Below are 23,719 nucleotides of genomic sequence, written 5' to 3' on the forward strand. Positions count from 1 at the left end.
GCACCGGGTGGACGATTACCAGCAGACGATACGCACCTTGTCTGATCGCATTGTGCTGGCGCAAACACCGATTCGCGTCCTCGACGCCGTGAAGTGGGACGAGAACATTCGTCAGGGTTTCCTCAAGGCCAAGGGCAAGGCGATGCCGGCCGTGGACCGCGACTACTACCTGAATCGGCCACTGTCGTTCGATTCCAGCGCAGTCAAGCTGGAGTTCCAGAACATCGAGCGCGACATCACCCGCCGCCTCGGCCAGTTCAGCCCGGTGGGGCAGATCATGCGGCGCATGTGCCGTGAATACCGCATGGTGGTGCGCATGCTCGAAGCGCGCGGCACCGAGGATTTCGGTCTGATCTCCCAGGAGCTGTATGGCGCCGCCTCCGATGCGTTCCACGCCGGCGACCCGACCCTGGCCGACTTGGGCCTGATGCTGTCTGACTACCTGAACAACATCGACGGCCGTGGTGACCTCAAGGACGAAGCCAAGACCCTCACCGCCAAGGATGCAGTGGCGTTGCTGCAAACCCGCCTGAACAAGGTGTTTGGCGAAGCCGAAGAAACCATCCGCGTGTTTGAGTCCGACGGGATTGTCGCGGACGCGGCGGCTGGCGCCGACTACATCAAGATTCGCGCCGATGCGATGTTCAACGACCGCGATGTGCGCGCCCTGGAAGTGCATGAAGGCCTGGTGCACGTCGGCACCACGCTTAACGGCCAGAACCAGCCGATCTGCACCTTCCTGTCCAAGGGCCCACCGTCGTCCACGGTGACCCAGGAAGGCTTGGCGATACTGATGGAGATCATCACCTTCGCCTCCTACCCGAGCCGCTTGCGCAAGTTGACCAACCGCACCCGCGCGATCCATATGGTCGAGGAGGGCGCCGATTTCCTGCAGGTGTTCGAATTCTTCCGTGAGCAAGGCTTTGAGATGGCCGAAAGCTACGGCAATGCCAGCCGGGTTTTCCGCGGCTCGACGCCGACCGGTCTGCCGTTTACCAAGGATTTGTCCTACCTCAAGGGCTTTATCATGGTCTACAACTACATCCAGCTGGCCGTGCGCAAAGGCAAACTGGAACAAGTGCCGCTGCTGTTCTGCGGCAAGACCACGCTGGAAGACATGCGCACCCTGCGCCAATTGGTCGATGAAGGCCTGGTGGTGCCGCCCAAGTACCTGCCCGAGCAGTTTCGCGACATGAACGCGCTGGCGGCGTGGATGTGCTTCTCCAACTTCCTAAACCACTTGAGCCTGGACCGGATCGAGGCGGATTACTCGAATATCCTGTAGGCGATAGTCCTGAAAAAACCGGATCAAAAGGTGGGAGCAGGCAAGGCAGCTCCCACCTTTGATCTCTATTGATCTTAAGACTGACTTCCAACCCACTTACGAGGCTTCAACGGATGAGAATCCTCGGCATTCTTTGCCTGCTACTCACATTGAATGGCTGCAGCTCGCTGCTGTTCTACCCTGAACCCGGCCTGCCGTTCACGCCGGAAAAAGCCCATCTGCAGTACCGCGATGTCACCCTGACCACCGCCGACGGGGTAAAGCTTCACGCCTGGTGGCTGCCGGCCAAATCCGGCGTGCCAGTCAAAGGCACGGTGCTGCACTTGCATGGCAATGGCGGCAACCTGGCGTGGCACCTGGGGGCAGTTGGTGGTTGCCGGAACAGGGCTATCAAGTGCTGCTGCTGGACTACCGCGGGTACGGTTTGTCGGAAGGCAAGCCGTCGTTGCCGGCGATCTACCAGGACATTGATGCGGCGTTCAACTGGATCGACAAGGCGCCCGAAACCCAGGGTCAACCGTTGATTGTGTTGGGTCAAAGCCTGGGTGGCGCGCTCGCCGTGCATTACCTGGCGGCGCACCCGCAGCGCCAGCCGCAGCTCAAGGCGCTGGTATTGGACGGGGTGCCCGCCAGTTATCGTGACGTAGGACAATTCGCCCTGAGTACGTCCTGGATAACATGGCCGTTTCAAGTGCCCCTGTCCTGGCTGGTGCCCGATGCTGACAGTGCGATCAACGCCATGCCGCAACTGACCGGCGTACCCAAGCTGCTGTTTCATAGCCTGGATGATCCGATCGTGCCGCTGGCCAATGGCATTCGCCTGTATCAGGCCGCGCCGCCGCCCAGGGTGTTGCAGTTGACGCGTGGCGGCCATGTGCAGACGTTTGCCGACAAGACCTGGCAAACCGTGATGCTGCGTTATCTGGACGACCCGCAGCACTTCAATGGCCTGCGCCGCCTGGGGGAAATCCCCAACTACCCGAACCCTAACGTTGACACGTCAGAGAGCCCGCAATGAGCGAAGAACGCAACATGATCCCGCTGATCCTCACCGGCGTCGGCACCATCATCGGCACCGTCGGGTGCCTGTGGTACTACGGCTACCTGCACTTCGCCAAGCCGGAAGATGCGTTGCTGCTCAGCGACTTCACCCTGCTCAAGACGGTGCCGGGCGAGGACTACAAAATCTCCCTCACGCCAGCGGCGCAAGTGGCGCAGTGCGTCGACGGTGTGTTGGTGATGTTTGATACCGAACAAAAAGGCTTGAGCGGCGTGCTGGTGAACAACAAGAAGCAGGCCGTGCGTTGCATGGGCCAGGAGACGCCGCAACTGCAGGAGTGACCTGCGCTTCATCGCAGCCACATGATCACGGAAATATCTGGAACCGTATCGCGTAAGAAGCCACTGAATGACGTGTCAGTGTTGCTGATAGTTAACTTGCGTATATCGAATTCGGGAGAGTGATCATGGTTGGTGGAATTGGCGCGATCAGTAAGATGTTGGAAATGGCCCAGGGTGCAGCAAAGCTGGGGCAGGGCGGCGAGGACGGCGCTCAAGACGCCCAGAAGCAAGAGAAGCAAGACCCGATGAAGATGCTCATGGACATGCTGTCGAAGGCGGCGGGCGGGTCTCAGGGCGGCAGCGCCGAGGACCAGAAGGGCCCGCAGGAACTGGAGAAACTGATGGCGGGCCGACAAGGTATGGAGGCCATGATGCCCGCCGATGACAGCAGCCGTAAAATCGAAGTCTGAGGCATAAAAAAACCCACCGAAAGGTGGGTTTTTTTTACCGCTTCAATCGATCAATTAGCAACGGAAGAACGTGGCTTGACCGGCTGGTTGTCGTTGGAGATGGTCACTTCAACGCGACGGTTCATGGCACGGCCCGAGGCGCTGCCGTTGTCGGCAACCGGGTATTCCTTGCCGTAACCCTGGGTCACGATGCGCGAGATATCCACGCCTTGTTGAGCCAGTGCGCGCTGCACGGAAGCGGCGCGACGCTCGGACAGGCTCTGGTTGTACGAGTCGGAGCCGGTGCTGTCGGTGTAGCCTTCGACAATCACTTTACGGTCCGGGTTGTCACGCAGGAACTGCGCCAGCTTGGTGATGTTGACCAGGCCGCTGGATTTCAGATCGGACTTGTTGGTGGCGAACAGCACATCACCGAAAGTCACCAGGGTGCCGCGATCAGTTTGCTTGGCGTTCAAGCTGTCTTGCAGTTGCTTGATCTGGGCATCACGGGCTTGCAGCAGGGCACGAGCACGTTCGTCGCCAGCGTTTTTCAGCTTGGCTTCGGATTCACGCAGCACGATGGTGTCTTTGGCCACTTCAACGCGCTGATTTGTCAGGTAGGCCAGTTGGTCGACCTTCTTCTCGTCTTCCTTGTCGCGGTAGGCCTTGTCAGCCTTGTCCAGCCAGTCGCTGGCGTCCTTGGTTTCCAGCGCCGCAAGCTTGGTGGCTTGTGGGTTGGTCTGCAGGGCCGAGAAGTTGGTCCGTGCGTTTTCCAGGTTCGCGTTCGGCGGGGTGGAGCAGGCCGCCAGGGCAACGCTCATCGCCAGCAGAGCAGGGATCATCAATTGTTTACGCATAGTCGTGTCGTCCTTTCAATTCGATTTCGGGTGCAATGCAATCAGGGGCGTTGGCTTATTGCTGTTGGATAACAGCCGGGCGCATGCCTTCCTGACGCAGCTCCTGAACAGCTTTCTGGGAGTCCTTCACAGCCTGTTGGGCTTTGGCGGCCTGAGCTTTGCGCTCTGCAACGCGAGCGTCCCACTCGGCTTGTTCGGCCAGCTGACGAGCCTTGTCGTAGTTCTTGTCATGCATGGCGATTTCGGCTTCTTTGAGCTTGTCCTGAGCCGACTTCATTTCCACAGCTGCGTACTCGGTGCCGCCGGCGCTTACAGCGCTGTTGACCGCAGATTGGGTCACGGCGTATTGCTCGGTCGGTGGGTTGCCGGCGCAGCCCGCCAGAACGAAGCTGGTGCCGATTGCCAGCGCGGCCAATTTAAGCCCGCGCAGGTGGTTAAACGAGGTTTTGGCAGTGCTGGTCTTCATCGTCTTCAACTCCATTGGGTAACTCCTGAAAAACATCAAAATCCATGGCACTGGTCGGCGGTTCGGGTCTCGGCGGCAAGGCTCGAAACACTTATTCAAACGGCCGTTCCAAGTGATGGCTTACTGGTTGTGACCGGAGGCTTTTTTCAAAAGTTCAGAGAAGATGGCGAATTGCCTAAAAAAATATCTGACTGAATGGTCAGCGTTTAACAGTTGGAACTTTCGACGCGCGCAGAGGTACCCAGGGCCCGTGAAAGGCCCGGAATACTTGGGTCAAAAGAGGTTTTGCAGGTGTGTATCAGTGCTGCTGTTCGTCAGCACTGTCTGACAAATCATGCAGATAGCGCCGGGACAAGGTGAGAAAGCGTGGCGTCGGGCCCACGTCTTCGTACAGGGGATCACCCTCTTCATCGGTGGCAATCACGTGCTGGCCCTTGACGTAGGGAAAGCTCGCTTCCAGCTCTTCAAGGGCGGCGCCGATCAGCTCGCCGAGCAGTTCTTCGGTGTGGCGCTTGGGGTACATCTCGGCAATGGCGGCCAGCCGTGCAGCAGACTCCACATCCAGATGAATCGCGTACTCGGTCTTGGTCAGGCGACCCGTGGCGTTCTCTTCCCAATGCTGGGCCAGTTCTCGAATCTTCATGGCAACCTCAATGAGCCCGCAGTAGCAGGCGGTGATGAGTGTCCGGCCGCCGGCGCGGTTAACGCGGCGACTCACGGTTGAGACTAGCTGCAACTCACAAGGTTTAAAGTGTCTTGTCAGAAACCGACGCGGGCGGCACTCTGGAACCCCTGCGCGTCCCGGATTTTTGGCTGGAGATTGGCTGATGAGTGATATCGATGCACGCTTGCGTGAGGATGTTCACCTGCTGGGTGAGCTGTTGGGCAACACCATTCGAGAGCAGTACGGCGACGAGTTTCTCGACAAGATCGAGCAGATCCGCAAAGGCGCCAAGGCCGACCGCCGTGGAGCCGTAGCCGAGCAAGCCGCCGGCGAGGAGCTCAGCGCCAGCTTGAACCAATTGCAGGAAAACGAACTGCTGCCCGTGGCGCGGGCCTTCAACCAGTTCCTCAACCTGGCCAACATTGCCGAGCAATACCAATTGATCCACCGGCGCGATGAGTCGCAACCGGCACCGTTCGAATCCCGTGTGTTGCCCGAGTTGCTGGCCCGCCTGCAAAGCGAAGGGCACAGCAACGAGTCGCTGGCCCGCCAGTTGGCGCGACTGGAGATTGAACTGGTCCTCACTGCCCACCCCACCGAAGTGGCGCGGCGCACCCTCATTCAGAAATACGATGCGATTGCCGCGCAACTGGCGCTGCAGGACCACCGCGACCTCACCAGTGCCGAGCGCGAACAGATCCGTGAACGCCTGCAACGACTGATCGCCGAAGCCTGGCACACCGAAGAAATCCGCCGCGTGCGCCCGACGCCTGTCGACGAAGCAAAATGGGGCTTTGCGGTGATCGAGCATTCGCTGTGGCACGCCATCCCCAACTACTTGCGCAAAGCCGACCATGCCCTGCACGCCGCTACCGGCCTGCACTTGCCGCTGGAGGCAGCGCCGATCCGCTTTGCTTCGTGGATGGGCGGCGACCGTGACGGCAACCCGAATGTCACCGCACCGGTGACCCGTGAAGTGCTGTTGCTCGCACGTTGGATGGCGGCGGATTTGTACCTGCGCGACGTCGATCACCTGGCGTCCGAGCTGTCGATGCAACAGGCCAGCCCGGCGTTGCAGGCCAAGGTGGGCGACAGCGTGGAGCCTTATCGCGCCTTGCTCAAGCAACTGCGCGAACGTCTGCGCGCCACGCGCCAATGGGCGCACACCTCGCTGACCGCCAACACCCCTGCGCCGGCCGAAGTGTTGCAGAACAACCGTGACCTGCTGGACCCGCTGGAGTTGTGTTATCAGTCGCTGCACGCGTGCGGCATGGGCGTGATCGCTGATGGCCCGTTGCTCGACTGCCTGCGGCGTGCGGTGACCTTTGGCCTGTTCCTGGTACGCCTGGACGTGCGCCAGGATTCCAGCCGGCATTCGTCGGCCATGACCGAAATCACCGATTACCTGGGCTTGGGTCGTTATGAAGACTGGGACGAAGAGGCACGCATCAGTTTCCTGACCCAGGAGCTGACCAATCGCCGACCGCTGCTGCCGGGCTACTTCAAACCGTCGGCGGACACTGCCGAGGTGTTGAACACCTGCAAGGAAATCGCCGCCGCGCCCGCTGCGTCGCTCGGCTCGTATGTCATCTCGATGGCAGGTGCCGCCTCCGATGTGCTGGCAGTGCAGCTGCTGCTTAAAGAGTCGGGCGTGCAACGGCCGATGCGGGTGGTGCCGTTGTTCGAAACCCTGGCCGACCTGGATGACGCCGGGCCGGTCATGGAAACCCTGCTGCAATTGCCGGGCTATCGCGCGCGGTTGCAAGGCCCGCAGGAAGTCATGATTGGCTACTCTGACTCAGCCAAGGATGCCGGCACTACTGCCGCCGCCTGGGCACAGTACCGGGCACAGGAACGCTTGGTGGATATCTGCCGCGAACAACAGGTGGAATTGTTGTTGTTCCACGGTCGCGGCGGCACCGTCGGCCGTGGCGGCGGCCCGGCGCACGCGGCGATCCTGTCGCAGCCGCCGGGCTCGGTGGCGGGGCGTTTCCGTACCACCGAGCAAGGCGAAATGATCCGCTTCAAATTCGGCTTGCCGGACATCGCTGAGCAGAACCTCAACCTGTACCTGGCCGCCGTATTGGAAGCCACGCTGTTGCCACCGCCACCACCGGAGCCTGCCTGGCGCCATTTGATGGATGAATTGGCAGCAGACGGTGTCAGCGCCTACCGCGCCGTGGTGCGGGAAAATCCGCAGTTCGTCGAGTATTTTCGCCAGTCCACGCCAGAGCAGGAGCTCGGCCGCTTGCCGCTCGGCAGTCGCCCGGCCAAGCGCCGCGCGGGCGGGATCGAAAGCCTGCGGGCCATTCCATGGATCTTCGGTTGGACCCAAACCCGCCTGATGCTGCCTGCGTGGCTCGGCTGGGAAGCAGCACTCAGCAAGGCCCTGGAGCGGGGTGAAGGCGAGTTGCTGGGGCAGATGCGCGAGCAGTGGCCGTTCTTCCGCACGCGCATCGACATGCTGGAAATGGTGCTGGCCAAGGCCGATGCCGATATTGCCCGCCTGTATGACGAGCGTCTGGTGCAACCGGACCTGCTGCCATTGGGTGCGCACTTACGCGACCTATTGTCGCAGGCGTGCAGCGTGGTGCTTGGCCTGACTGGCCAGTCGCAACTGCTGGCCCATAGCCCAGACACCCTTGAGTTCATCCGTCTGCGCAACACCTACCTCGACCCGTTGCACTTGCTGCAGGCCGAGTTGCTGGCGCGCTCGCGTGAGCAGGAAGCCGCACAGGACAGCCCTCTGGAACAGGCGCTGCTGGTGTCTGTGGCCGGTATTGCCGCCGGTTTGCGCAACACCGGTTAAAGTTTTCTGCGTGTTCTCAACGGCTTGCACATAAACCATGACGACCGCCCCGAAAAGGGCGGTCGGCGTTTGTGGGGCAAGGTTGCACTCAGGCACACCCGAGCTGTGACGCATGCCGGGCGTGGGTTCCTGCGACTTTCGGCGGCTTGTATGGATAGAGCCCGCTGTGTATCTTGATCAGCCTTTGGCCGTTTGATCGGCCTGGACCCATATTTTTACGAGATTGGCCCCACGCGGCGAATCCGAGCGTCATCTCTATAAAAAATTGAGGAGCACATCGATGCGCGTCATTCTGCTGGGAGCTCCCGGGCCGGTAAAGGTACTCAGGCAAAGTTCATCACTGAAAAATTCGGCATTCCACAAATCTCCACCGGCGACATGCTGCGCGCGGCCGTCAAGGCCGGCACCGAGCTGGGCCTGATCGCAAAAAGCGTGATGGACAGCGGCGGCCTGGTTTCCGATGACCTGATCATCAACCTGGTCAAGGAACGCATCAGCCAGGAAGACTGCAAGAACGGCTTCCTGTTCGACGGTTTCCCACGCACCATTCCCCAGGCTGAAGCCTTGGTGAAAGCCGGCGTCGAGCTGGATGCCGTGGTTGAAATCGCAGTTGAAGACGAAGAAATCGTTCAGCGCATCGCCGGTCGTCGTGTTCACGAAGCCTCGGGCCGCGTTTACCACATCGTCTACAACCCGCCTAAAGTGGCTGGCAAGGACGATGTCACCGGCGACGACCTGGTGCAGCGTAAAGACGACACTGAAGAAACCGTGCGTCATCGCCTGTCGGTCTACCATTCGCAGACCAAGCCGCTGGTGGATTTCTACCAGAAGTTGTCTGCTGCCAACGGCAAGCCGAAGTACAGCCACATCCCTGGCGTCGGCTCCGTAGAAGCCATCACCGCCAAGGTGCTGCAAGCGTTGAGCTGATCCATCGATCGGCTTCACTGACAACGGCCCGCTTGCGGGCCGTTGTTGTTTATACTGGCGCACTTTTTTTCGACTTGGACACCGACACCCATGAGCACCCTGCTGGCCCTGGACACCGCGACTGAAGCTTGCTCCGTTGCCTTGCTGCACGATGGCAAGGTAACGAGCCACTACGAGGTGATCCCACGCCTGCATGCGCAGAAGCTGTTGCCGATGATCAAGCAACTGCTTGAGGACGCGGGCACCACGCTCGCGGCCGTCGACGCCATTGCCTTTGGCCGTGGCCCGGGTGCGTTCACCGGTGTGCGGATTGCCATCGGTGTGGTCCAGGGCCTGGCCTTTGCGTTGGAGCGTCCGGTATTGCCGGTCTCCAACCTGGCAGTGCTGGCCCAGCGTGCCTTGCGTGAACACGGCGCTTCGCAAGTCGCCGCGGCCATCGACGCGCGCATGGACGAAGTCTATTGGGGTTGCTACCGCGAGCACGCTGGCGAAATGCGCCTGGTGGGCGTCGAAGCAGTGCAATCGCCGCAGTCCTCTGTGTTGCCGGCGGATGCCAGCGGTGACTGGTTCGGTGCCGGCACTGGCTGGGGTTATGGCGAGCGTATCGGCGTAAAGGTGGTGGGCCAGGACGCTGCGATGTTGCCTCATGCCCAGGACTTGCTGACGCTGGCACGCTTCGCTTTCGAGCGTGGCGAAGCGATTCCGGCCGATCAGGCGTCGCCAGTTTATCTGCGCGATAAAGTCGCGCAGACCAAGGCTGAACGCGGGATTATTTGACGTCAAAAATGATGGCAATTTGGGGCAAAGTTCGCCAATCGTCAGAATTTGGCCCCGTTTTTAAACCTTTTACAAATTATGTGTTCTAGTTATCACCAGAGCATTTGCGCACCACGGAAAGTGCCGCTAAATTGCCATCATTGATACCGAGTCTGCATGTATGCGTATAGACGGCTTCTCCTCACAGTCCTACCCCCTCAAACGTAAGCTGCGCAAGGCGAACGTGACGGTAGACGATTCCGTCGAGGATTCGCCGGACTTCATCGAGGTCCAATCCGAGTCGCATGCCAGTTCTCATTCCAGCGCCCAAGGTTCAGCCGGCGCGCGTATCAGCGGTCTTCCCGCGCGTCAGCAGGACATGGTCTTCCCTCGCTCCATGAGCAAAAGCGTTGCTACCGCCCTGGCCAGCTACCTGACCACTGCCGGCTTTGTCGAATGGGATATGGAAGTGCTGGGTCTCGACATCCATATCTGATGCGTCTGCCTTACTTTATCGGTTGCCCGTCCTGGAGTGAAAACGCCTGGCGCGAGTACCTGTACCCAGCCGATGCACGCGCCAGCGACTACCTTTCGCTGTATGCCCAAGTCTTCAACGCCGTTGAAGGCAACACCACGTTTTATGCCCGACCCTCGGCCGCCACCGTGCAGCGCTGGGCTGAAATCATGCCCGCGGATTTTCGCTTCACCGCCAAATTCCCCGGCGACATCAGCCACAGTGGCGACCTGCGTGAGCAGTTGCCGGCAGCGGAAAGTTTTGTCGGCTTGATGAGCCCATTGGGTGAGCGTGTCGCGCCGCTGTGGCTGCAACTGCCGGCGAGCTTTTCGCCCCAACGCCTCGGTGAACTGGCCGGTTTTATTGATGGACTGGAGCGCCCGTTGGCGGTGGAAGTGCGCCATCAGGCGTTCTTCGCCAAGGGCGACGACGAGCGCAGCCTCAACCGTCTGCTGCGTGACCGTGGCGTTGAGCGAATCTGCCTCGACCCGCGCGCGCTGTTCAGTTGCACCTCTACCTCAGCCGCCGTGCTGCACGCCCAGTCGAAGAAACCCAAGGTGCCGCCGCGCCCGGCCGCGCTGACGCTGTTTCCCCAAGTGCGTTTCATTGGTCATCCGGAGCTGGAAGCCAACGACCCGTTCCTGGTGCCGTGGGTGGAAAAAGTCGCCGGTTGGATCGAGGAGGGCCGCACGCCGTATGTGTTCCTGCACACCTCGGATAACCGCCTTGCCGCGCAACTGGCGCTGCGTTTTCATCAACAACTGATGGCGCGTTTGCCGGGCCTGCCACCGCTGCCGACCTTGCATCGAGAACCCGCAGCGGAGCAACTGGGGTTACTCTAAGGCTCCTTTTTCCGCCAGGAGTCAGACATGGATGCCCAAACCCTTCGCGCCGAAACCTTCAAAGCCTTGCACGAGCGTGATCGCGCGTTCGTGATGCCCAACCCGTGGGACGCCGGCTCGGCCATCATGCTCGCCAGCCTGGGTTTTGAAGCCCTGGCCACCACCAGCGCAGGTTATGCATTCAGCCTGGGGCGGCCGGATGCGGAAGGTGCGTTGTCGCTGGAGGACACGCTGGGCAATGCGTCAGCCATCGTTCGGGCGACCGCACTGCCGGTGGCGGCCGATCTGGAAAACGGTTTCAGCGATACCCCCGAAGGCTGCGCCCAGACCATCCTGCGCGCGGCCGCCACGGGCATCGTCGGTGGCTCCATCGAAGACGCCACAGGCATTGCCGTCGACCCGATCTATCCGTTTGATTTGTCTGTTGAGCGCGTCGAAGCGGCGGTTGCGGCGGCCCGCAGTCTGCCATTTGCGTTCACCCTGACGGCCCGCGCAGAAAACCTCCTGCATGGTCGCCTGGATTTGCCTGACACCATTCGCCGCCTGCAGGCCTACGCCGAGGCGGGTGCCGACGTGCTCTATGCGCCGGCGTTGCGCAGTGCCGAAGACGTGTTGGCGGTGGTCAGGGCGGTCGCGCCCAAACCGGTGAATGTGTTGATGTCCGGTGGCTTGAACCTCAGCGTCGCGCAGTTGAGCGAGATGGGCGTGCGCCGCATCAGTGTCGGCTCGGCCATGGCACTGGCGGCGTATGGCGAGTTCTACCGCGCCGCGCAGGAGGTCTACCAGTTGGGCACCTTTACCTTCACCGAGCGCAAGATGCCATTCAGCCAGGCCAACCAATTCTTCAAGGGCTGAGCCGTGCGTTTTCTCAACGTGAGCGGTGCGTTGCTGTTGCTGGCGGGTGTGTTCGCAGTGGGCGTGTGGCGTGGCTGGGTGCCGTTGCCTGCCGAGTGGAACCCCTGGGCGCCGCTGGATGTGCGTGCCAAGCCGAACCTGCTCACGCGCTTCAAGCTCGGTCGCCTGCAGGATGATCCAGCGCTGTGCGATGAGGTGCTGAAAACCTCGGGCTTGCGCGTCAGCCATCAGGCTGACAGCCCGGCTGATGCCGCGTGCCCATTGCGCAATGTCTTGCGCGTACAAGGCGCTGACGTAGCCTTGAGCAGCAGCTTTCTCGCCAGTTGCCCGCTGGCCGTCGCCTTTGCCCTGTTCGAACGCCACCGCCTGCGACCTGCGGCGCAGGCGGTGTTTGGCCAGGCGGTGACGCGGGTCGATCACCTGGGCAGCTTCGCCTGTCGCAATATGTATAACCGTGCAGACGGGCGGCTCAGTCAGCACGCCTCGGCCAATGCGCTGGATATCGCCGGCTTCCGCTTGGCGGATGGGCGCAGCATCAGTGTGCTCAAGGATTGGCCGGGGACGGGCGACAGCGCGCGGTTTCTGCGCCAGGTGCGCGATGGCGCCTGCGATGATTTCAACGTGGTGTTGAGCCCGGACTACAACGCTGCTCATCGCAACCACTTCCATCTGGACATGGGGCGTTGGGGAGTGTGTCGTTGAGCCTCAGGCGGCCAGGCGCAGGTTGTTGAGGATCAGTGGGCGCGCCCAGTGGTAGTCGAAGTCGAGCGCTTTCTGTTGCGCCACCAGCTCTTCCTTTGGATAAGGCACGGCGGGCGGCGGCAGCAAGTCCAGTTCGAACTCGGCGATGGGCAGGTGCAGCGGCTGCGGTTCCGGCGCCGGCCCAGGCTCAGGCAGCGGCTGGCCGGCATTCAGCACCAGCGGGCGTACCCAGCCACTTTCGAAGTTCTGCTGGCGCTGTTGGGCAACGATTTCTTGCGCCGGGAATGGCGTAGCGGGTGGCGGCAGCAACTCGGTTTCGAATTCGGCGATCGGCAGGAACAGCGGTTCTGGCGGGGCGATCTCGGTGTCTTTCACGTCGCATTCACGCTGGGTGAGGATCTGCGACAGCAGGTCGGCGCCTTCGCTGGGTTCTACCGCCGGGTCTCTGGGGGCCGGTGCTTTGGCGGCGCGCGCGTCCGGCGTGTCGCCGAGCTGCTCGGCCAACGCCCGGGCGAAGAAGTCCTGCCACACATGACTCACCCCGGCCAGCGCTTGAGTATTGCGCAGGCCGTAGTGGTTGTGGGTCGGCAGTACACCGATGGTTAGGGGAAGAATGTCTGACATTTTTCTCGGTCGACGCTCAGCTCTGGCAAAATACCTGACTGTTGTTTTTATCGGCCGCTGTTTGCCGATCCTTAATATTTTTGAGCGTAGCGATTGATGAGCGAACAACCAGCGGCCAGCCGCATTCGGGTCGAGGCTTTGGCCGAAGGTTTTCAGGCGCGTGCCGAGCAGTGGGCGTCGCAGCTCGGCCTGCCTGTGCAACTGGAGGAGGCGGACTTTTCCCTGCAAGTGGGCGAGCACGGCCTGCAACTGCAGCAGCTCGGGCCCGATGCACCGGGGCCGGTGCGCGTGGATTTTGTCGAAGGTGGCGCGGCGCACCGGCGTCTATACGGCGGTGGCAGCGGGCAGATGATCGCCAAGGCGGTGGGCATTGCCCAAGGCGTGCGCCCACGCGTGCTGGACGCCACGGCGGGGCTGGGCAAGGACGCGTTCGTGCTGGCCAGCCTTGGCTGCGAGATGAGCCTGATCGAGCGCCAACCACTGATCGGCGCCTTGCTCGAAGACGGCCTGGCGCGTGGCGCGGATGACTTCGAAGTGGCGTCGATTGTGGCGCGCATGAAGTTGCTCAAGGGCAACTCCATCGACGTGATGCGCAATTGGGAAGGTGAGCCGCCGCAGGTGATCTACCTGGACCCGATGTTCCCTCATCGTGAGAAAACTGCGCTGGTGAAGAAGGAAATGCGCCTGTTCCGGCCACTGGTGGGCGATGACCCGGACGCACCGGCGTTGCTCGCCGCGGCCTTGGCCTTGGCCAGTCACCGCGTGGTGGTCAAGCGTCCACGCAAGGCGCCGTGCATTGAAGGGCCAAAGCCGAGCCATGCGCTGGATGGCAAGTCGAGCCGGTATGACATTTATCCGAAGAAAGCGCTCAAGCCTTGAGGGCCCCATCGCAGGCAAGCCAGCTCCCACAGTTGACCGTGTTCTCATGCTGGAATGCATTCTCCTGTGGGAGCTGGCTTGCCTGCGATTGCGCCAGTCCAGACACCACCCAGCGTCAGGGCTTGTAAGCCCGCATAAACAACCCCACCACCTCCTGCACATGCGCCTCGGCGGCTTCTTCGCTCAGTTGCCCGCCGCAGCCATACAGCAAGCAGAAATTCGCCGTGCCCTTGAGCAGGCAAAAGAAGTGCTCGGCTGCCGTAAACGGTTTGTCGATGCTCAGCGCGCCGCTCTGGTGGATGCGGCTGAGCAGGCGCTCCATACCCTGCAGCATGCGCATCGGCCCGGCTTCAAAGAAGATCTGTGAGAGTTTCACGTCCTGATTGCCGGTGGTCATCATCAGGCGATGCAGGTTCACCGACTCCTCGCTGTTGATCAGCCGATGAAAGCCCCGTGCGATGTTCAGCAGCACGGTTTCCACCGGCATGCCGGCGGGCAGCTCGAAATACATCACCGGCAACTGTTCTTCGCATGTGGCCACGACGGCGGCGGTGAACAGCGTCTCTTTGTCGGTGAAGTGGCTGTAGACGGTCAGTTTCGACACGCCGGCCTCCATTGCCACGGCATCCATGCTGGTGCTGGCGTAGCCATTGCTCAAAAACAGATTTTTCGCGGCTTCGAGGATTGCCTGGCGTTTTGCCATGTCCTTGGGACGCCCGGGGCTATTGGTGTTTACAGGATTGTCGGACATTTTCACCTTTAATACTGGACTGGTGAGTTTGGTATTAATAACATACCGGCCAGTATAATTATTCCTAGCTCCATTTGCGAAAGGTCCTACAGCATGAGCAGCACTTTCCTGCCCCTTGCGTTGCCTGTCAGCCTGATCTTCCTGTTGGCCGCCTGCGGCCATGAAGAAGCGGCCCAAACCACCCTCCGTCCAGCCATGGTGGTGCAACCGCAGCCCTCGGCGCAGGCGATGGACAGCTTTCCAGGCGAGGTGCGTGCCCGTTATGAGCCGGACCTGGCCTTTCGCATTGGCGGCAAAGTCAGTAAGCGCCTGGTGGAGGAGGGCGAGCGGGTCAAGGCCAACCAACCGCTGGCCGAACTCGATCCGCAGGATGTGCGGCTGCAACTGGAAGCCACCCGCGCCCAAGTGGCCGCCGCCGAAGCCAACCTGAGCCTGGTGCGCGCCGAGCGTGATCGCTACAAGACCCTGATGGACCGTCAGATGGTCAGCCGTTCTCAGTACGACAATTCCGAAAACCTCTACCGATCCGGTGAAGCACGCCTCAAGCAGATCAAGGCCGAGTTCGACGTGTCCAGCAACCAGGCCGGTTACGCCGTGCTGCGCGCGCCCCAGGACGGTGTGGTCGCCAAGCGCGCGGTGGAAGTTGGCCAAGTGGTGTCGGCCGGCCAAACCGTCTTCACCCTGGCCACCGATGGCGAGCGCGAAGTGCTGATCAGCCTGCCGGAGCAAGGTTTCGGCCGGTTCAAGATCGGCCAGCCTGTGTCGGTTGAATTGTGGAGCCAGCCCGACCAACGTTTTGCCGGGCGTATCCGTGAACTGTCGCCCGCTGCTGATCCAAAATCGCGCACCTTTGCCGCCCGCGTTGCCTTCACCGGCGGCAAAGTCCCGGCCGAGCTGGGCCAGAGCGCCCGCGTATTCATACAGGCTGACGGCGTGATTGCGCTGGCGGTGCCGCTGTCAGCGCTGAGTGCAGAGAATGGCGCGTCCTACGTCTGGGTGGTGCAGCCAGACAACACGCTCAAGCGCACGCCGGTGCGGATCGGCGCCTTTGGTGAAAAAACCGTGCCGGTACTGGAAGGCCTAGCCCCCACCGATTGGGTGATTGCGGCCGGTGTACATGTGCTCCATGAGGGCCAGCAGGTGCGCCCGGTGGATCGCTCCAACCGCGTGGTGAATCTGGCGGCCAACAAGGAGTAGTCCCCGATGGGTTTCAATCTTTCCGAATGGGCGTTGCGTAATCGCCAGATCGTACTGTTCCTGATGATCCTGCTGGCGGTCGTCGGTACGCTGTCCTACACCAAGCTGGGGCAAAGCGAGGACCCGCCGTTTACCTTCAAGGCCATGGTGATCAAGACCAACTGGCCCGGGCCACGGCCCAGGAAGTCTCGCGCCAAGTCACCGAGCGTATCGAGAAAAAGCTCATGGAGACCGGCGACTACGAGCGCATTGTTTCCTTCTCGCGCCCCGGTGAATCCCAAGTCACTTTCATAGCGCGCGACGCGATGCACTCGGCGCAGATTCCGGACTTGTGGTACCAGGTGCGCAAGAAGATCAGCGACATCCGCCAGACCTTGCCGCCGGACATCCAGGGGCCGTTTTTCAACGATGAATTCGGCACCACCTTCGGCAATATCTACGCGTTGACCGGTGACGGTTTCGACTACGCGGTGCTCAAGGACTACGCCGACCGCATCCAGATTCAACTGCAACGTGTGCCGGATGTGGGCAAGGTCGAGCTGCTTGGCCTGCAGGACGAAAAAATCTGGATCGAATTATCCAACCTCAAGCTCGCCACCCTCGGCCTGCCATTGGCCGCCGTGCAGCAGGCGTTGCAGGAGCAGAACGCCGTCTCTACCGCCGGTTTCTTCGAAACTCCGACCGAGCGCGTGCAGTTGCGCGTGTCCGGCAACTTCAAGACGGTGGAGGAGATCCGCAATTTCCCGATTCGCGTCGGTGACCGCACCTTTCGCATTGGCGACGTGGCCGACATCCACCGGGGTTTCAACGACCCACCGGCACCGCGCATGCGCTACATGGGCGCGGACGCCATCGGGCTGGCCGTGGCCATGCGTGACGGCGGCGACATTCTGGTATTGGGCAAGGCCCTCGAAGGTGAATTCGCACGCCTGCAGAAGAACCTTCCGGCAGGCATGGAGCTGCGCAAGGTGTCGGACCAACCGGCCGCGGTGAAAACCAGCGTCGGCGAATTCGTCCAGGTACTCGCCGAAGCACTGGCGATCGTGTTGTTGGTGAGCTTCTTTTCCCTCGGTGTGCGCACCGGCATGGTGGTGGCCCTGGCGATTCCGCTGGTGTTGGCGATGACCTTCGCCACCATGTATTACCTGGGCATCGGCTTGCACAAGATCTCCCTCGGCGCATTGGTCCTGGCCCTGGGCCTGCTGGTCGACGACGCGATCATCGCCGTGGAAATGATGGCGATCAAAATGGAGCAAGGCTACGACCGGCTCAAGGCCGCCAGCTTTGCCTGGACCAGCACTGCGTTCCCGATGCTCACCGGTACGTTGATCACCGCTGCAGGGTTTCTGCCGATAGCCACTGCGCAATCGAGCACCGGTGAATACACCCGCTCGATTTTCCAGGTCGTGACCATCGCGCTGCTGGCCTCATGGGTGGCCGCCGTGGTGTTTGTGCCGTACCTGGGGGAAAAACTCCTGCCGGACCTGGCGAAAATTCATGCCGCCAAGCACGGCACCGATGGACCAGATCCCTACGGCACGCCGTTCTATCAGCGTGTGCGACGTTTGGTTGAATGGTGTGTGCGTCGGCGCAAAACGGTGATCGTGCTGACGTTGCTGTTGTTTATCGGCTCGGTCGCGCTGTTCCGCTTTGTGCCGCAACAGTTCTTCCCGGCCTCCGGCCGCCTGGAGTTGATGGTCGATCTCAAGCTGGCTGAAGGGGCGTCCCTGAGCAACACCGCCGAGCAGGTCAAACGCCTGGAAGCGCTGCTCAAGGAACACGCCGGCATCGACAACTATGTGGCGTATGTCGGCACCGGTTCGCCGCGCTTCTACCTGCCGCTGGACCAGCAATTGCCGGCCGCGAGCTTCGCGCAATTTGTAGTGCTGGCCAAGACCATCGAAGAGCGTGAAAGCCTGCGCACCTGGCTGATCGAAACCCTTGACGAGCAATTCCCCGAACTGCGTTCGCGGGTCACGCGCCTGGAGAACGGTCCGCCGGTGGGTTACCCGGTGCAGTTTCGCGTGACCGGCGAACACATCGAAGAGGTCCGTGCCCTGGCCCGCAAAGTGGCGGCCAAGGTTCGTGAAAATATCCACGTGGTCAATGTGCACCTGGACTGGGAAGAGCCGAGCAAAATCGTTTACCTCAATATTGATCAGGACCGCGCCCGCGCCCTGGGTGTAAGCACCGCCAACGTGTCGAAGTTCCTGCAGAGTTCGCTGACTGGTGCAAGCGTCAGCCAGTACCGCGAGGACAACGAGTTGATCGAAATCCTCCTGCGCGGCACCGTGCACGAGCGCACCGAGTTGTCGTTGTTGCCAAGCCTGGCCGTGCCGACCGACAACGGCAAAAGCGTTGCGTTGTCGCAGATTGCCACCCTCGAGTACGGCTTCGAAGAGGGCATTATCTGGCACCGCAACCGCCTGCCGACGGTGACAGTGCGCGCCGACATCTATGGCAAGGAACAACCGGCGACCCTGGTCCAGCAGATCCTGCCGACCCTTGAAGGCGTGCGCGCCGAACTGCCGGAAGGTTACTTGCTGGAGGTCGGCGGCACCGTTGAAGACTCTGCGCGTGGCCAGAATTCGGTCAAGGCCGGTGTGCCGCTGTTTATCGTGGTTGTCCTGACCTTGCTGATGCTGCAACTGCGCAGCTTCTCACGCACTGCGATGGTGTTTCTGACGGCTCCGCTGGGCCTTATCGGCGTGACTTTGTTTCTGCTGGTGTTCCGTCAGCCCTTCGGGTTTGTCGCCATGCTCGGGACTATCGCCTTGTCGGGCATGATCATGCGCAACTCGGTCATCCTGGTCGATCAGATCGAGCAAGACATCAAGGCCGGCCTGACACCCTGGCAAGCGATCATTGAAGCGACCGTGCGACGCTTCCGCCCGATTGTGCTGACGGCGCTCGCGGCGGTGTTGGCCATGATTCCACTGTCACGCAGCGTGTTCTTCGGGCCGATGGCCGTGGCGATCATGGGCGGGTTGATTGTGGCGACGGCGTTGACCCTGTTGTTCCTGCCGGCCCTGTATGCTGCGTGGTTCCGAGTGAGGAAGGACGTCGCGTAATCATGCTGGCCACTGTTTCAGCCTTACTGTTGTTGCTGCTTGCCCCTGGCCCGACCAACACCCTGTTGTTTCGTGCCGGGGTGTTGTTCGGCTATCGGGCGTCGTGGACGCTGGCGCTGGTCGAGTGCCTGGCGTACCTGTTGCAGGTCTCGGTGTGGGGCGTGGCGTGGCTGTATCTGGCGGCGCATTCGCCGTGGGCGTTGAAAACCACGCAACTGGCGGCGGGCTGCTACCTGCTGTATGTCTCGTTCAAGCTGTGGCAACGCAAACACAGCGCTATCGATTCGACCCGTGACCGCTTCTCTGGCGTGTATTTTTTCTGGCTCACTGTGATGAATCCCAAGGGCCTGTTGATCGTTTCGTTCATCGCCCCGCTCAGCGCATTTGCATCGTTGCAAGGCTATGCCGGGTTCATGGCCACGCTGGCGTTGGTGGTGGTGCCGGTTGGGTCTGCCTGGATCGTGCTGGGCAGCCGCTTTGAAGGGATTCAGAAGACGTGGCTCACGCCCCTGAAGATCAACCGCGCGGCATCCGTGGCGATTTGTTGTTTTGCCACGCTCATGCTTGGGCGGTTGGCGCAGGCGGTTATCCAGGGCTGAAACAACTGCGCCAAGGCCCGTGAACAGCGGCCTTGGCGCAGTGATTGAAGGTTTACTGTCAGCGTTTACAGGGCGCCGAACACCTTCTTCGCCAGGCTGGTGGCAGCCGCGGCCGGGTTCTTGCGGATGGTTTCTTCCTGCTGCGCGATCATCTTGAACAGACCGTCCAGCGCCTGTTCGGTCACGTAGCTTTCGACGTTGGCACTTTTGGCATCAACCGCGCCAAACGCTGCGGCCTTGCCGGCCAGGGCGTTGTATTGCTGGGCGACGCCGACCTTGTCGGTGGCGGCCTTGACGATCGGCAGGAACTTGGCACGAATCTCTTCGCGGCTGCTTTTGTTCAGGTATTGAGTGGCCGAGTCCTGGCCACCGGTGAGGATGCCCTTGGCGTCGGTCACGCTCATGTTCTTCACCGCATTGACCAGGATCGGCTGAGCCTGGGTCACGGCGGTTTCTGCCGCTTTGTTCATGCTGGTTTCGAGCTGCGTGACCTGATCACCCATGCCGAACATTTTCAGCTTGTCGGCGACTTTGCCGAGTTTGCCGGGCAGGCCGATTTTCACTTGCGGGTTGTTGCTGAAGCCACCGGGCGCGCCCAGTTGTTTCACGGCGATTTGTGCGCCTTGGGTCAGTGCATCCTTGAGGCCGCCGCTGGCGTCGCCCTGGGACAGGCTGCCAAGCGACACCGCCATGGCGTTGGCGCCAAGCAGCAGGCCGGCGCACAGGGCGGTGAGGCGAAGAGAATTACGGAGCATGGGCGCTTCCTTTTTCAAGCTGGGAATAATCAGTGTGAGACCGCATCAACCCGCAGACGCATTGGTTGTGGGTCTTGGCCGTTGAGTTGCACGGCGTGCCGCTCGGTGGTGATAAACAGTAGCTTGCCATCGAGCTCGATGCGAGCGCTGACCGAGTACGTGTGGCCCGGTTTGATCTGGGCCGGGTCGTAGCTCAGGTGAAATGGCAGCGGCACCTGGCCTTTGACCGGGCCTTTCTGTTCGGCGAGGGTCACGGCCGGAGCGTCCATCAAGGACACGTCCTGCAGGCTGACGCTCAAGGTGGCGGCGGGCGGCAGCGCGATGCGTTGCAGGTAGAACACTTCGCCGTCGAGGCTGGCCTTGGGGGTCATGGATTGGCAGGCTCCGAGCAGGGCGGTCAGGCCCAGGAGGATGATCTTTTTCATGGTACAGCTCCTTTTCAACGGCGCCGGAAACCGCCCGGCGCCTCGTTCAATCTAGCGGCGTTCTTCAGCGTTTACCGGCTCGGGTTCGGCCGGCGTTTCGGCTGCGCCATCGACGCGGTGCAACGCCACTTGGCGAATCGACAAACGAATGTCGGCGGGCAGCACGCGCTTGGCTGCACCTTCGGCCAACTCACCGAGCAGGTCGTGATAACTCAACTTGCCGGCTTCATCGCGACGCAGCACATCTTGCTCCAGCAACGTCTGGATAAAATGTCGGAAAAGGCTCTTGTCGAAGAACTCCGGGGCATTGAGGCCATGCAGGATCGACAGGCGCTGAGCCATGATCGTGCACAGGTCTTCCAGCTCTTCGGCGCTGATGGTGTTCTGGCCGCTGTTGAGCAGCAGCGAGATCGCCATGTAAAAGCGTTGCAGAGTCTGGGCGATGCTCTTGGACAGCAGCGTCAGCAGCACAAAATGCCGCGAGCTCGGTGCCGGGCGCAGGTACACCTCATTCTCGAAGCGCAGCAGGCCTTGTTCGACAAACGCCTCCAGCCAGTGGTCGACCACCGCGTCCAGCTCATCCAGCGACCAGCGGATAAACAGCTCCGATTGCAGGTACGGGTACAGCGCACGGGTGTAGCGCAGGATTTGTTCGCGGCTCATGCGCGAGCTGCTCTGGAAGAAACTCGCCAGCAACGCCGGCAGGGCGAAGATGTGCAGCACGTTGTTGCGGTAGTAGGTCATCAGGACGGCATGTTGCTCGTCCAGGTACAAAATCTTACCCAGGGCGTCGCTCTGCTCCGACAGCAGGTGCATGTCCTTGACGTGCTTGATCAGCGCCAGGCCATCGCCTTCCGGCAAGGTGGTGTGCGGTGAGTAGGGCACGCGGCGCAGCAGCGCCAGGTACAGGTCCAATTGGCGCGCCATGGCCTGTTCATCCAGCGCCAGGCGTGTGGTGGACAGCAACGCCAGGGCCACCAGGTTTACCGGGTTGACCGCGGCGGCTTCGTTCAAGTGGCGCGCCACCAGCTCGCCAAGGCGGTTGGTGGTTTCATTGAGCCACGCCGGTTTGTAGTTCGGGCCCAGCTCCTGGGCGCGCCAGTCGGGTTGCTCGGCGTCGAGGAACTCGGCCAGTTTGATCGGCTCGCCAAAGTTGACCGCGACCTGGCCAAAGCGCTGCTTGAGCGCGCCAACCACTTTGAAAATATCGAAGATCGACTCTTTTTTCTTGCTCGCGCCGCGCAGCTCGCCGAGGTAGGTGCGGCCTTCCAGCACGCGTTCATAGCCGATGTACACCGGCACGAAGACGATCGGCATGCGTGAGGAGCGCAAAAAGCTGCGCAGGGTAATCGCCAGCATCCCGGTCTTGGGTTGCAGCATGCGCCCGGTGCGCGAGCGTCCGCCTTCGACGAAGTACTCCACCGGAAAGCCCTTGGTGAACAAGGTGTGCAGGTATTCGTTGAACACCGAGGTGTACAGCGGGTTGCCCTTGAAGGTGCGGCGCATGAAAAACGCACCGCCCCGGCGCAGCAGGCTGCCGATCACCGGCATGTTCAGGTTGATACCGGCGGCGATGTGCGGCGGGGTCAGGCCGTTTTTGAACAGCAGGTAGGACAGCAGCAAGTAGTCGATATGGCTGCGGTGACACGGTACGTAGATCACCTCGTAACCCTGGGCAACCTTTTGCACGCCTTCGATGTTATTGACCTTGATGCCGTCGTAGATCTTGTTCCAGAACCAGCTGAGCACCACTTCCAGGAAGCGAATCGCGGTGTAGGTGTAGTCCGAAGCGATCTCGTTGCCGTAGCGCAAAGCCTGGGCCTTGGCTTTTTCCGGGGAGATTTTCTCGCGTTCGGCCTCTTCGCTGATGGCTTGGCGCACCAACGGCATGTTCACCAGGCCTTTGACCAGGTTGCGCCGGTGCGACAGGTCGGGGCCGATCACGGCGGTCTTCAGGTTGCGAAAGTGCACCCGCAGGATGCGCTGAGCCATACGTACGGTGCGTTCGTGACCTTTATTGTGCTCGATCAATTCACGCAGGTTGATAGGCGCGGAGAATTGCACGCGGGTCTTGCGACCCAGGATCAGGATGCTCAGCAAACGGCGCAGACGCCCGGTGACGGCCCAGCTGTCGGCAAACAGCAGTTTCCACGGGCTGGACTCGCTCTCGGGCGACTGGCCCCAGAACACGCTGACCGGAATGATTTGTGCATTCTCTTCGGCGTGTTCGGTCAGGGTGTTGACCAGCCGGGTCAGGGTCGGCGGTGCGCCGCGCTTGTCCTGGCGGCCGAGCCAATCCGGCTCGGGCGTGAGGTAGAAGAACGCGGCGGGTTCGATCTGCGGGCCTACCGAGACCGGCAGCACCGGGCGCGGCAAGCCGGCCTTGGTGCACTCGGTATCGACCACGGCCAGTTCGGTAAGGGAGGGCGATTGCAGGACGTAAAACACCGGCCGGCTGCGGTCGAGGTTAAGGGTTAGGGACGACTGGTTGATCGTCTCCGAGCGAACCCAGAGGTACAACAGTCGGCGCAAGGTGCCAAACACCAGACGGCGGAACGGAGAGCGGGTCATAGGCGTGCTGCTTCAAGTGGAAAAAACCGAGCAGGCGCTCGGGCGGGTAGTGTGCCGTATTCGCCGAAAATCGGCAAAAAAGCGGCGATGTAAACTTGAGTTGATCGTTTTTGAGCCTGTCTTATACTCGGCAGTTCAATGCGACTGACTCAACAATAAAAAGCATGTGGGAGCAAAACAGATGGCAACGCGCGAAACCGGCAATGTGAAGTGGTTCAACGATGCAAAGGGCTATGGCTTTATTCAACGCGAGGACGGCAAGGATGTGTTTGTGCACTACCGCGCCATTCGCGGTGATGGTCACCGCTCACTGGCCGAGGGCCAGCAGGTGGAATACGCCGTGGTGACCGGCGAGAAGGGGTTGCAGGCGGAGGATGTGGTGGGGTTGTAACCTGATTTTGCTACACAGCTGAACCCCTGTGGGAGCGGGCTTGCTCGCG

21 protein-coding genes and 3 pseudogenes are annotated in these 23,719 nt (G+C 61.2%); 16 read left to right on the forward strand and 8 right to left on the reverse strand.

The genetic code is table 11. The annotated features are described in order from the left end of the window. Nucleotides 1–7: 7 nt before the first annotated feature. The 4 genes and pseudogenes from AB5I78_RS06620 to AB5I78_RS06635 all read left to right on the forward strand — a co-directional run bounded on the left by AB5I78_RS06620 (nucleotide 8) and on the right by AB5I78_RS06635 (nucleotide 3,036). Entirely contained in the window at nucleotides 8–1,285 is a 1,278-nt protein-coding gene (locus AB5I78_RS06620; RefSeq protein ID WP_106577204.1) for a flavohemoglobin expression-modulating QEGLA motif protein, read from the forward strand. Between the two features lie 113 nt (nucleotides 1,286–1,398). Beyond that, nucleotides 1,399–2,303 (forward strand): annotated as a pseudogene (locus AB5I78_RS06625) (alpha/beta hydrolase). After that, nucleotides 2,300–2,626 (forward strand): hypothetical protein, encoded by a 327-nt coding sequence (locus AB5I78_RS06630; protein WP_106577202.1) that lies wholly within the window; start codon nucleotides 2,300–2,302, stop codon nucleotides 2,624–2,626. The pseudogene AB5I78_RS06625 and the gene AB5I78_RS06630 overlap by 4 nt, the downstream one beginning before the upstream one ends. A gap of 125 nt (nucleotides 2,627–2,751) precedes the next feature. Continuing rightward, a complete protein-coding gene (locus AB5I78_RS06635) occupies nucleotides 2,752–3,036 on the forward strand; it encodes a hypothetical protein (protein ID WP_242194332.1) in 285 nt (94 codons plus the stop codon). A gap of 50 nt (nucleotides 3,037–3,086) precedes the next feature. Here the strand turns inward: AB5I78_RS06635 and AB5I78_RS06640 are convergent, their stop codons facing one another. The 3 genes from AB5I78_RS06640 to AB5I78_RS06650 form a co-directional block, all read right to left on the reverse strand. Further along, on the reverse strand, nucleotides 3,087–3,872 hold the full coding sequence (locus AB5I78_RS06640) for an OmpA family protein (protein WP_106577200.1): 786 nt from the start codon (nucleotides 3,870–3,872) through the stop codon (nucleotides 3,087–3,089). 55 nt (nucleotides 3,873–3,927) lie between these two features. Next, nucleotides 3,928–4,353, reverse strand: coding sequence for a DUF4398 domain-containing protein (locus tag AB5I78_RS06645; RefSeq protein ID WP_145161788.1), 426 nt, complete (start codon nucleotides 4,351–4,353; stop codon nucleotides 3,928–3,930). A 283-nt stretch (nucleotides 4,354–4,636) separates the two neighbouring features. After that, nucleotides 4,637–4,981 (reverse strand): pilin assembly protein, encoded by a 345-nt coding sequence (locus AB5I78_RS06650; protein WP_145161793.1) that lies wholly within the window; start codon nucleotides 4,979–4,981, stop codon nucleotides 4,637–4,639. Between the two features lie 184 nt (nucleotides 4,982–5,165). On the opposite strand from AB5I78_RS06650, the gene ppc reads away from it, so the two are divergent. From ppc to AB5I78_RS06685, 7 genes and pseudogenes are all read left to right on the forward strand, one after another. Further along, nucleotides 5,166–7,811: a phosphoenolpyruvate carboxylase gene (gene ppc, locus AB5I78_RS06655; RefSeq protein ID WP_369300829.1), complete on the forward strand. Its 2,646-nt coding sequence runs from the start codon at nucleotides 5,166–5,168 to the stop codon at nucleotides 7,809–7,811. A 280-nt stretch (nucleotides 7,812–8,091) separates the two neighbouring features. Further along, nucleotides 8,092–8,738 (forward strand): annotated as a pseudogene (gene adk, locus AB5I78_RS06660) (adenylate kinase). Nucleotides 8,739–8,828: 90 nt separating this feature from the next. Further along, nucleotides 8,829–9,515 carry a tRNA (adenosine(37)-N6)-threonylcarbamoyltransferase complex dimerization subunit type 1 TsaB gene (gene tsaB / locus AB5I78_RS06665; protein WP_369300828.1) on the forward strand — a complete coding sequence of 229 codons (687 nt, stop codon included), beginning with the start codon at nucleotides 8,829–8,831 and terminating at the stop codon, nucleotides 9,513–9,515. Nucleotides 9,516–9,675: 160 nt separating this feature from the next. Next, nucleotides 9,676–9,990, forward strand: coding sequence for a hypothetical protein (locus tag AB5I78_RS06670; protein WP_262210451.1), 315 nt, complete (start codon nucleotides 9,676–9,678; stop codon nucleotides 9,988–9,990). After that, complete coding sequence (locus AB5I78_RS06675) at nucleotides 9,990–10,850, forward strand: DUF72 domain-containing protein (protein WP_369300826.1); 861 nt, start codon at nucleotides 9,990–9,992, stop codon at nucleotides 10,848–10,850. Before AB5I78_RS06670 ends, AB5I78_RS06675 begins: the two co-directional genes overlap by 1 nt. A gap of 27 nt (nucleotides 10,851–10,877) precedes the next feature. After that, complete coding sequence (locus AB5I78_RS06680; RefSeq protein WP_106577192.1) at nucleotides 10,878–11,705, forward strand: isocitrate lyase/phosphoenolpyruvate mutase family protein; 828 nt, start codon at nucleotides 10,878–10,880, stop codon at nucleotides 11,703–11,705. Nucleotides 11,706–11,708: 3 nt separating this feature from the next. After that, nucleotides 11,709–12,407, forward strand: coding sequence for an extensin family protein (locus AB5I78_RS06685; RefSeq protein ID WP_369300825.1), 699 nt, complete (start codon nucleotides 11,709–11,711; stop codon nucleotides 12,405–12,407). A gap of 3 nt (nucleotides 12,408–12,410) precedes the next feature. Here AB5I78_RS06685 and AB5I78_RS06690 read toward each other — a convergent pair whose 3' ends face one another. Beyond that, a complete protein-coding gene (locus AB5I78_RS06690) occupies nucleotides 12,411–13,031 on the reverse strand; it encodes an energy transducer TonB (RefSeq protein WP_145161814.1) in 621 nt (206 codons plus the stop codon). A 96-nt stretch (nucleotides 13,032–13,127) separates the two neighbouring features. Between AB5I78_RS06690 and AB5I78_RS06695 the strand changes: the two genes are divergently transcribed. Beyond that, nucleotides 13,128–13,910: a class I SAM-dependent methyltransferase gene (locus tag AB5I78_RS06695; RefSeq protein WP_369300824.1), complete on the forward strand. Its 783-nt coding sequence runs from the start codon at nucleotides 13,128–13,130 to the stop codon at nucleotides 13,908–13,910. A gap of 115 nt (nucleotides 13,911–14,025) precedes the next feature. On the opposite strand, the gene AB5I78_RS06700 is transcribed toward AB5I78_RS06695, so the two are convergent. After that, nucleotides 14,026–14,661: a TetR/AcrR family transcriptional regulator gene (locus AB5I78_RS06700; RefSeq protein ID WP_242194319.1), complete on the reverse strand. Its 636-nt coding sequence runs from the start codon at nucleotides 14,659–14,661 to the stop codon at nucleotides 14,026–14,028. Between the two features lie 93 nt (nucleotides 14,662–14,754). Between AB5I78_RS06700 and AB5I78_RS06705 the strand changes: the two genes are divergently transcribed. The 3 genes and pseudogenes from AB5I78_RS06705 (at nucleotide 14,755) to AB5I78_RS06715 (ending at nucleotide 19,528) form a co-directional block, all read left to right on the forward strand. Continuing rightward, nucleotides 14,755–15,858: an efflux RND transporter periplasmic adaptor subunit gene (locus AB5I78_RS06705; protein ID WP_369300822.1), complete on the forward strand. Its 1,104-nt coding sequence runs from the start codon at nucleotides 14,755–14,757 to the stop codon at nucleotides 15,856–15,858. Nucleotides 15,859–15,864: 6 nt separating this feature from the next. Beyond that, nucleotides 15,865–18,929, forward strand: a pseudogene (locus AB5I78_RS06710) (efflux RND transporter permease subunit). A gap of 2 nt (nucleotides 18,930–18,931) precedes the next feature. After that, the gene (locus AB5I78_RS06715) at nucleotides 18,932–19,528 is read left to right on the forward strand and encodes a LysE family translocator (protein WP_145161828.1); all 597 of its coding nucleotides are present in this window, start codon (nucleotides 18,932–18,934) and stop codon (nucleotides 19,526–19,528) included. Nucleotides 19,529–19,593: 65 nt separating this feature from the next. On the opposite strand, the gene AB5I78_RS06720 is transcribed toward AB5I78_RS06715, so the two are convergent. Genes AB5I78_RS06720 through plsB form a run of 3 tightly spaced genes read right to left on the reverse strand, consistent with a single transcriptional unit; the run spans nucleotide 19,594 to nucleotide 23,279 of the window. Continuing rightward, nucleotides 19,594–20,283, reverse strand: a complete 690-nt coding sequence (locus AB5I78_RS06720) for a DUF4197 domain-containing protein (protein WP_119738730.1) — start codon at nucleotides 20,281–20,283, stop codon at nucleotides 19,594–19,596. 29 nt (nucleotides 20,284–20,312) lie between these two features. Then, nucleotides 20,313–20,708 (reverse strand): YbaY family lipoprotein, encoded by a 396-nt coding sequence (locus tag AB5I78_RS06725; RefSeq protein WP_145161833.1) that lies wholly within the window; start codon nucleotides 20,706–20,708, stop codon nucleotides 20,313–20,315. A gap of 51 nt (nucleotides 20,709–20,759) precedes the next feature. Beyond that, the gene (gene plsB, locus AB5I78_RS06730; protein ID WP_369300820.1) at nucleotides 20,760–23,279 is read right to left on the reverse strand and encodes a glycerol-3-phosphate 1-O-acyltransferase PlsB; all 2,520 of its coding nucleotides are present in this window, start codon (nucleotides 23,277–23,279) and stop codon (nucleotides 20,760–20,762) included. 181 nt (nucleotides 23,280–23,460) lie between these two features. On the opposite strand from plsB, the gene AB5I78_RS06735 reads away from it, so the two are divergent. Further along, nucleotides 23,461–23,670, forward strand: a complete 210-nt coding sequence (locus AB5I78_RS06735) for a cold-shock protein (RefSeq protein ID WP_032891681.1) — start codon at nucleotides 23,461–23,463, stop codon at nucleotides 23,668–23,670. Nucleotides 23,671–23,719: the final 49 nt, after the last annotated feature.

It is taken from the genome of Pseudomonas sp. N2-3-1-14 (genome assembly GCF_041228395.1).
GTDB lineage: Bacteria > Pseudomonadota > Gammaproteobacteria > Pseudomonadales > Pseudomonadaceae > Aquipseudomonas.

Bases quoted from the DNA above. Each gene is read 5' to 3' on its own strand.
- tsaB (WP_369300828.1), top strand. From the start codon at position 8,829: ATGAGCACCCTGCTGGCCCTGGACACCGCGACTGAAGCTTGCTCCGTT.
- AB5I78_RS06675 (WP_369300826.1), top strand. From the start codon at position 9,990: ATGCGTCTGCCTTACTTTATCGGTTGCCCGTCCTGGAGTGAAAACGCC.
- AB5I78_RS06695 (WP_369300824.1), top strand. From the start codon at position 13,128: ATGAGCGAACAACCAGCGGCCAGCCGCATTCGGGTCGAGGCTTTGGCC.
- AB5I78_RS06630 (WP_106577202.1), top strand. From the start codon at position 2,300: ATGAGCGAAGAACGCAACATGATCCCGCTGATCCTCACCGGCGTCGGC.
- AB5I78_RS06690 (WP_145161814.1), bottom strand. From the start codon at position 13,031: ATGTCAGACATTCTTCCCCTAACCATCGGTGTACTGCCGACCCACAAC.
- ppc (WP_369300829.1), top strand. From the start codon at position 5,166: ATGAGTGATATCGATGCACGCTTGCGTGAGGATGTTCACCTGCTGGGT.
- AB5I78_RS06640 (WP_106577200.1), bottom strand. From the start codon at position 3,872: ATGCGTAAACAATTGATGATCCCTGCTCTGCTGGCGATGAGCGTTGCC.
- AB5I78_RS06725 (WP_145161833.1), bottom strand. From the start codon at position 20,708: ATGAAAAAGATCATCCTCCTGGGCCTGACCGCCCTGCTCGGAGCCTGC.
- AB5I78_RS06670 (WP_262210451.1), top strand. From the start codon at position 9,676: ATGCGTATAGACGGCTTCTCCTCACAGTCCTACCCCCTCAAACGTAAG.
- plsB (WP_369300820.1), bottom strand. From the start codon at position 23,279: ATGACCCGCTCTCCGTTCCGCCGTCTGGTGTTTGGCACCTTGCGCCGA.
- AB5I78_RS06700 (WP_242194319.1), bottom strand. From the start codon at position 14,661: ATGTCCGACAATCCTGTAAACACCAATAGCCCCGGGCGTCCCAAGGAC.
- AB5I78_RS06650 (WP_145161793.1), bottom strand. From the start codon at position 4,981: ATGAAGATTCGAGAACTGGCCCAGCATTGGGAAGAGAACGCCACGGGT.
- AB5I78_RS06715 (WP_145161828.1), top strand. From the start codon at position 18,932: ATGCTGGCCACTGTTTCAGCCTTACTGTTGTTGCTGCTTGCCCCTGGC.
- AB5I78_RS06680 (WP_106577192.1), top strand. From the start codon at position 10,878: ATGGATGCCCAAACCCTTCGCGCCGAAACCTTCAAAGCCTTGCACGAG.
- AB5I78_RS06720 (WP_119738730.1), bottom strand. From the start codon at position 20,283: ATGCTCCGTAATTCTCTTCGCCTCACCGCCCTGTGCGCCGGCCTGCTG.
- AB5I78_RS06645 (WP_145161788.1), bottom strand. From the start codon at position 4,353: ATGGAGTTGAAGACGATGAAGACCAGCACTGCCAAAACCTCGTTTAAC.
- AB5I78_RS06705 (WP_369300822.1), top strand. From the start codon at position 14,755: ATGAGCAGCACTTTCCTGCCCCTTGCGTTGCCTGTCAGCCTGATCTTC.
- AB5I78_RS06735 (WP_032891681.1), top strand. From the start codon at position 23,461: ATGGCAACGCGCGAAACCGGCAATGTGAAGTGGTTCAACGATGCAAAG.
- AB5I78_RS06635 (WP_242194332.1), top strand. From the start codon at position 2,752: ATGGTTGGTGGAATTGGCGCGATCAGTAAGATGTTGGAAATGGCCCAG.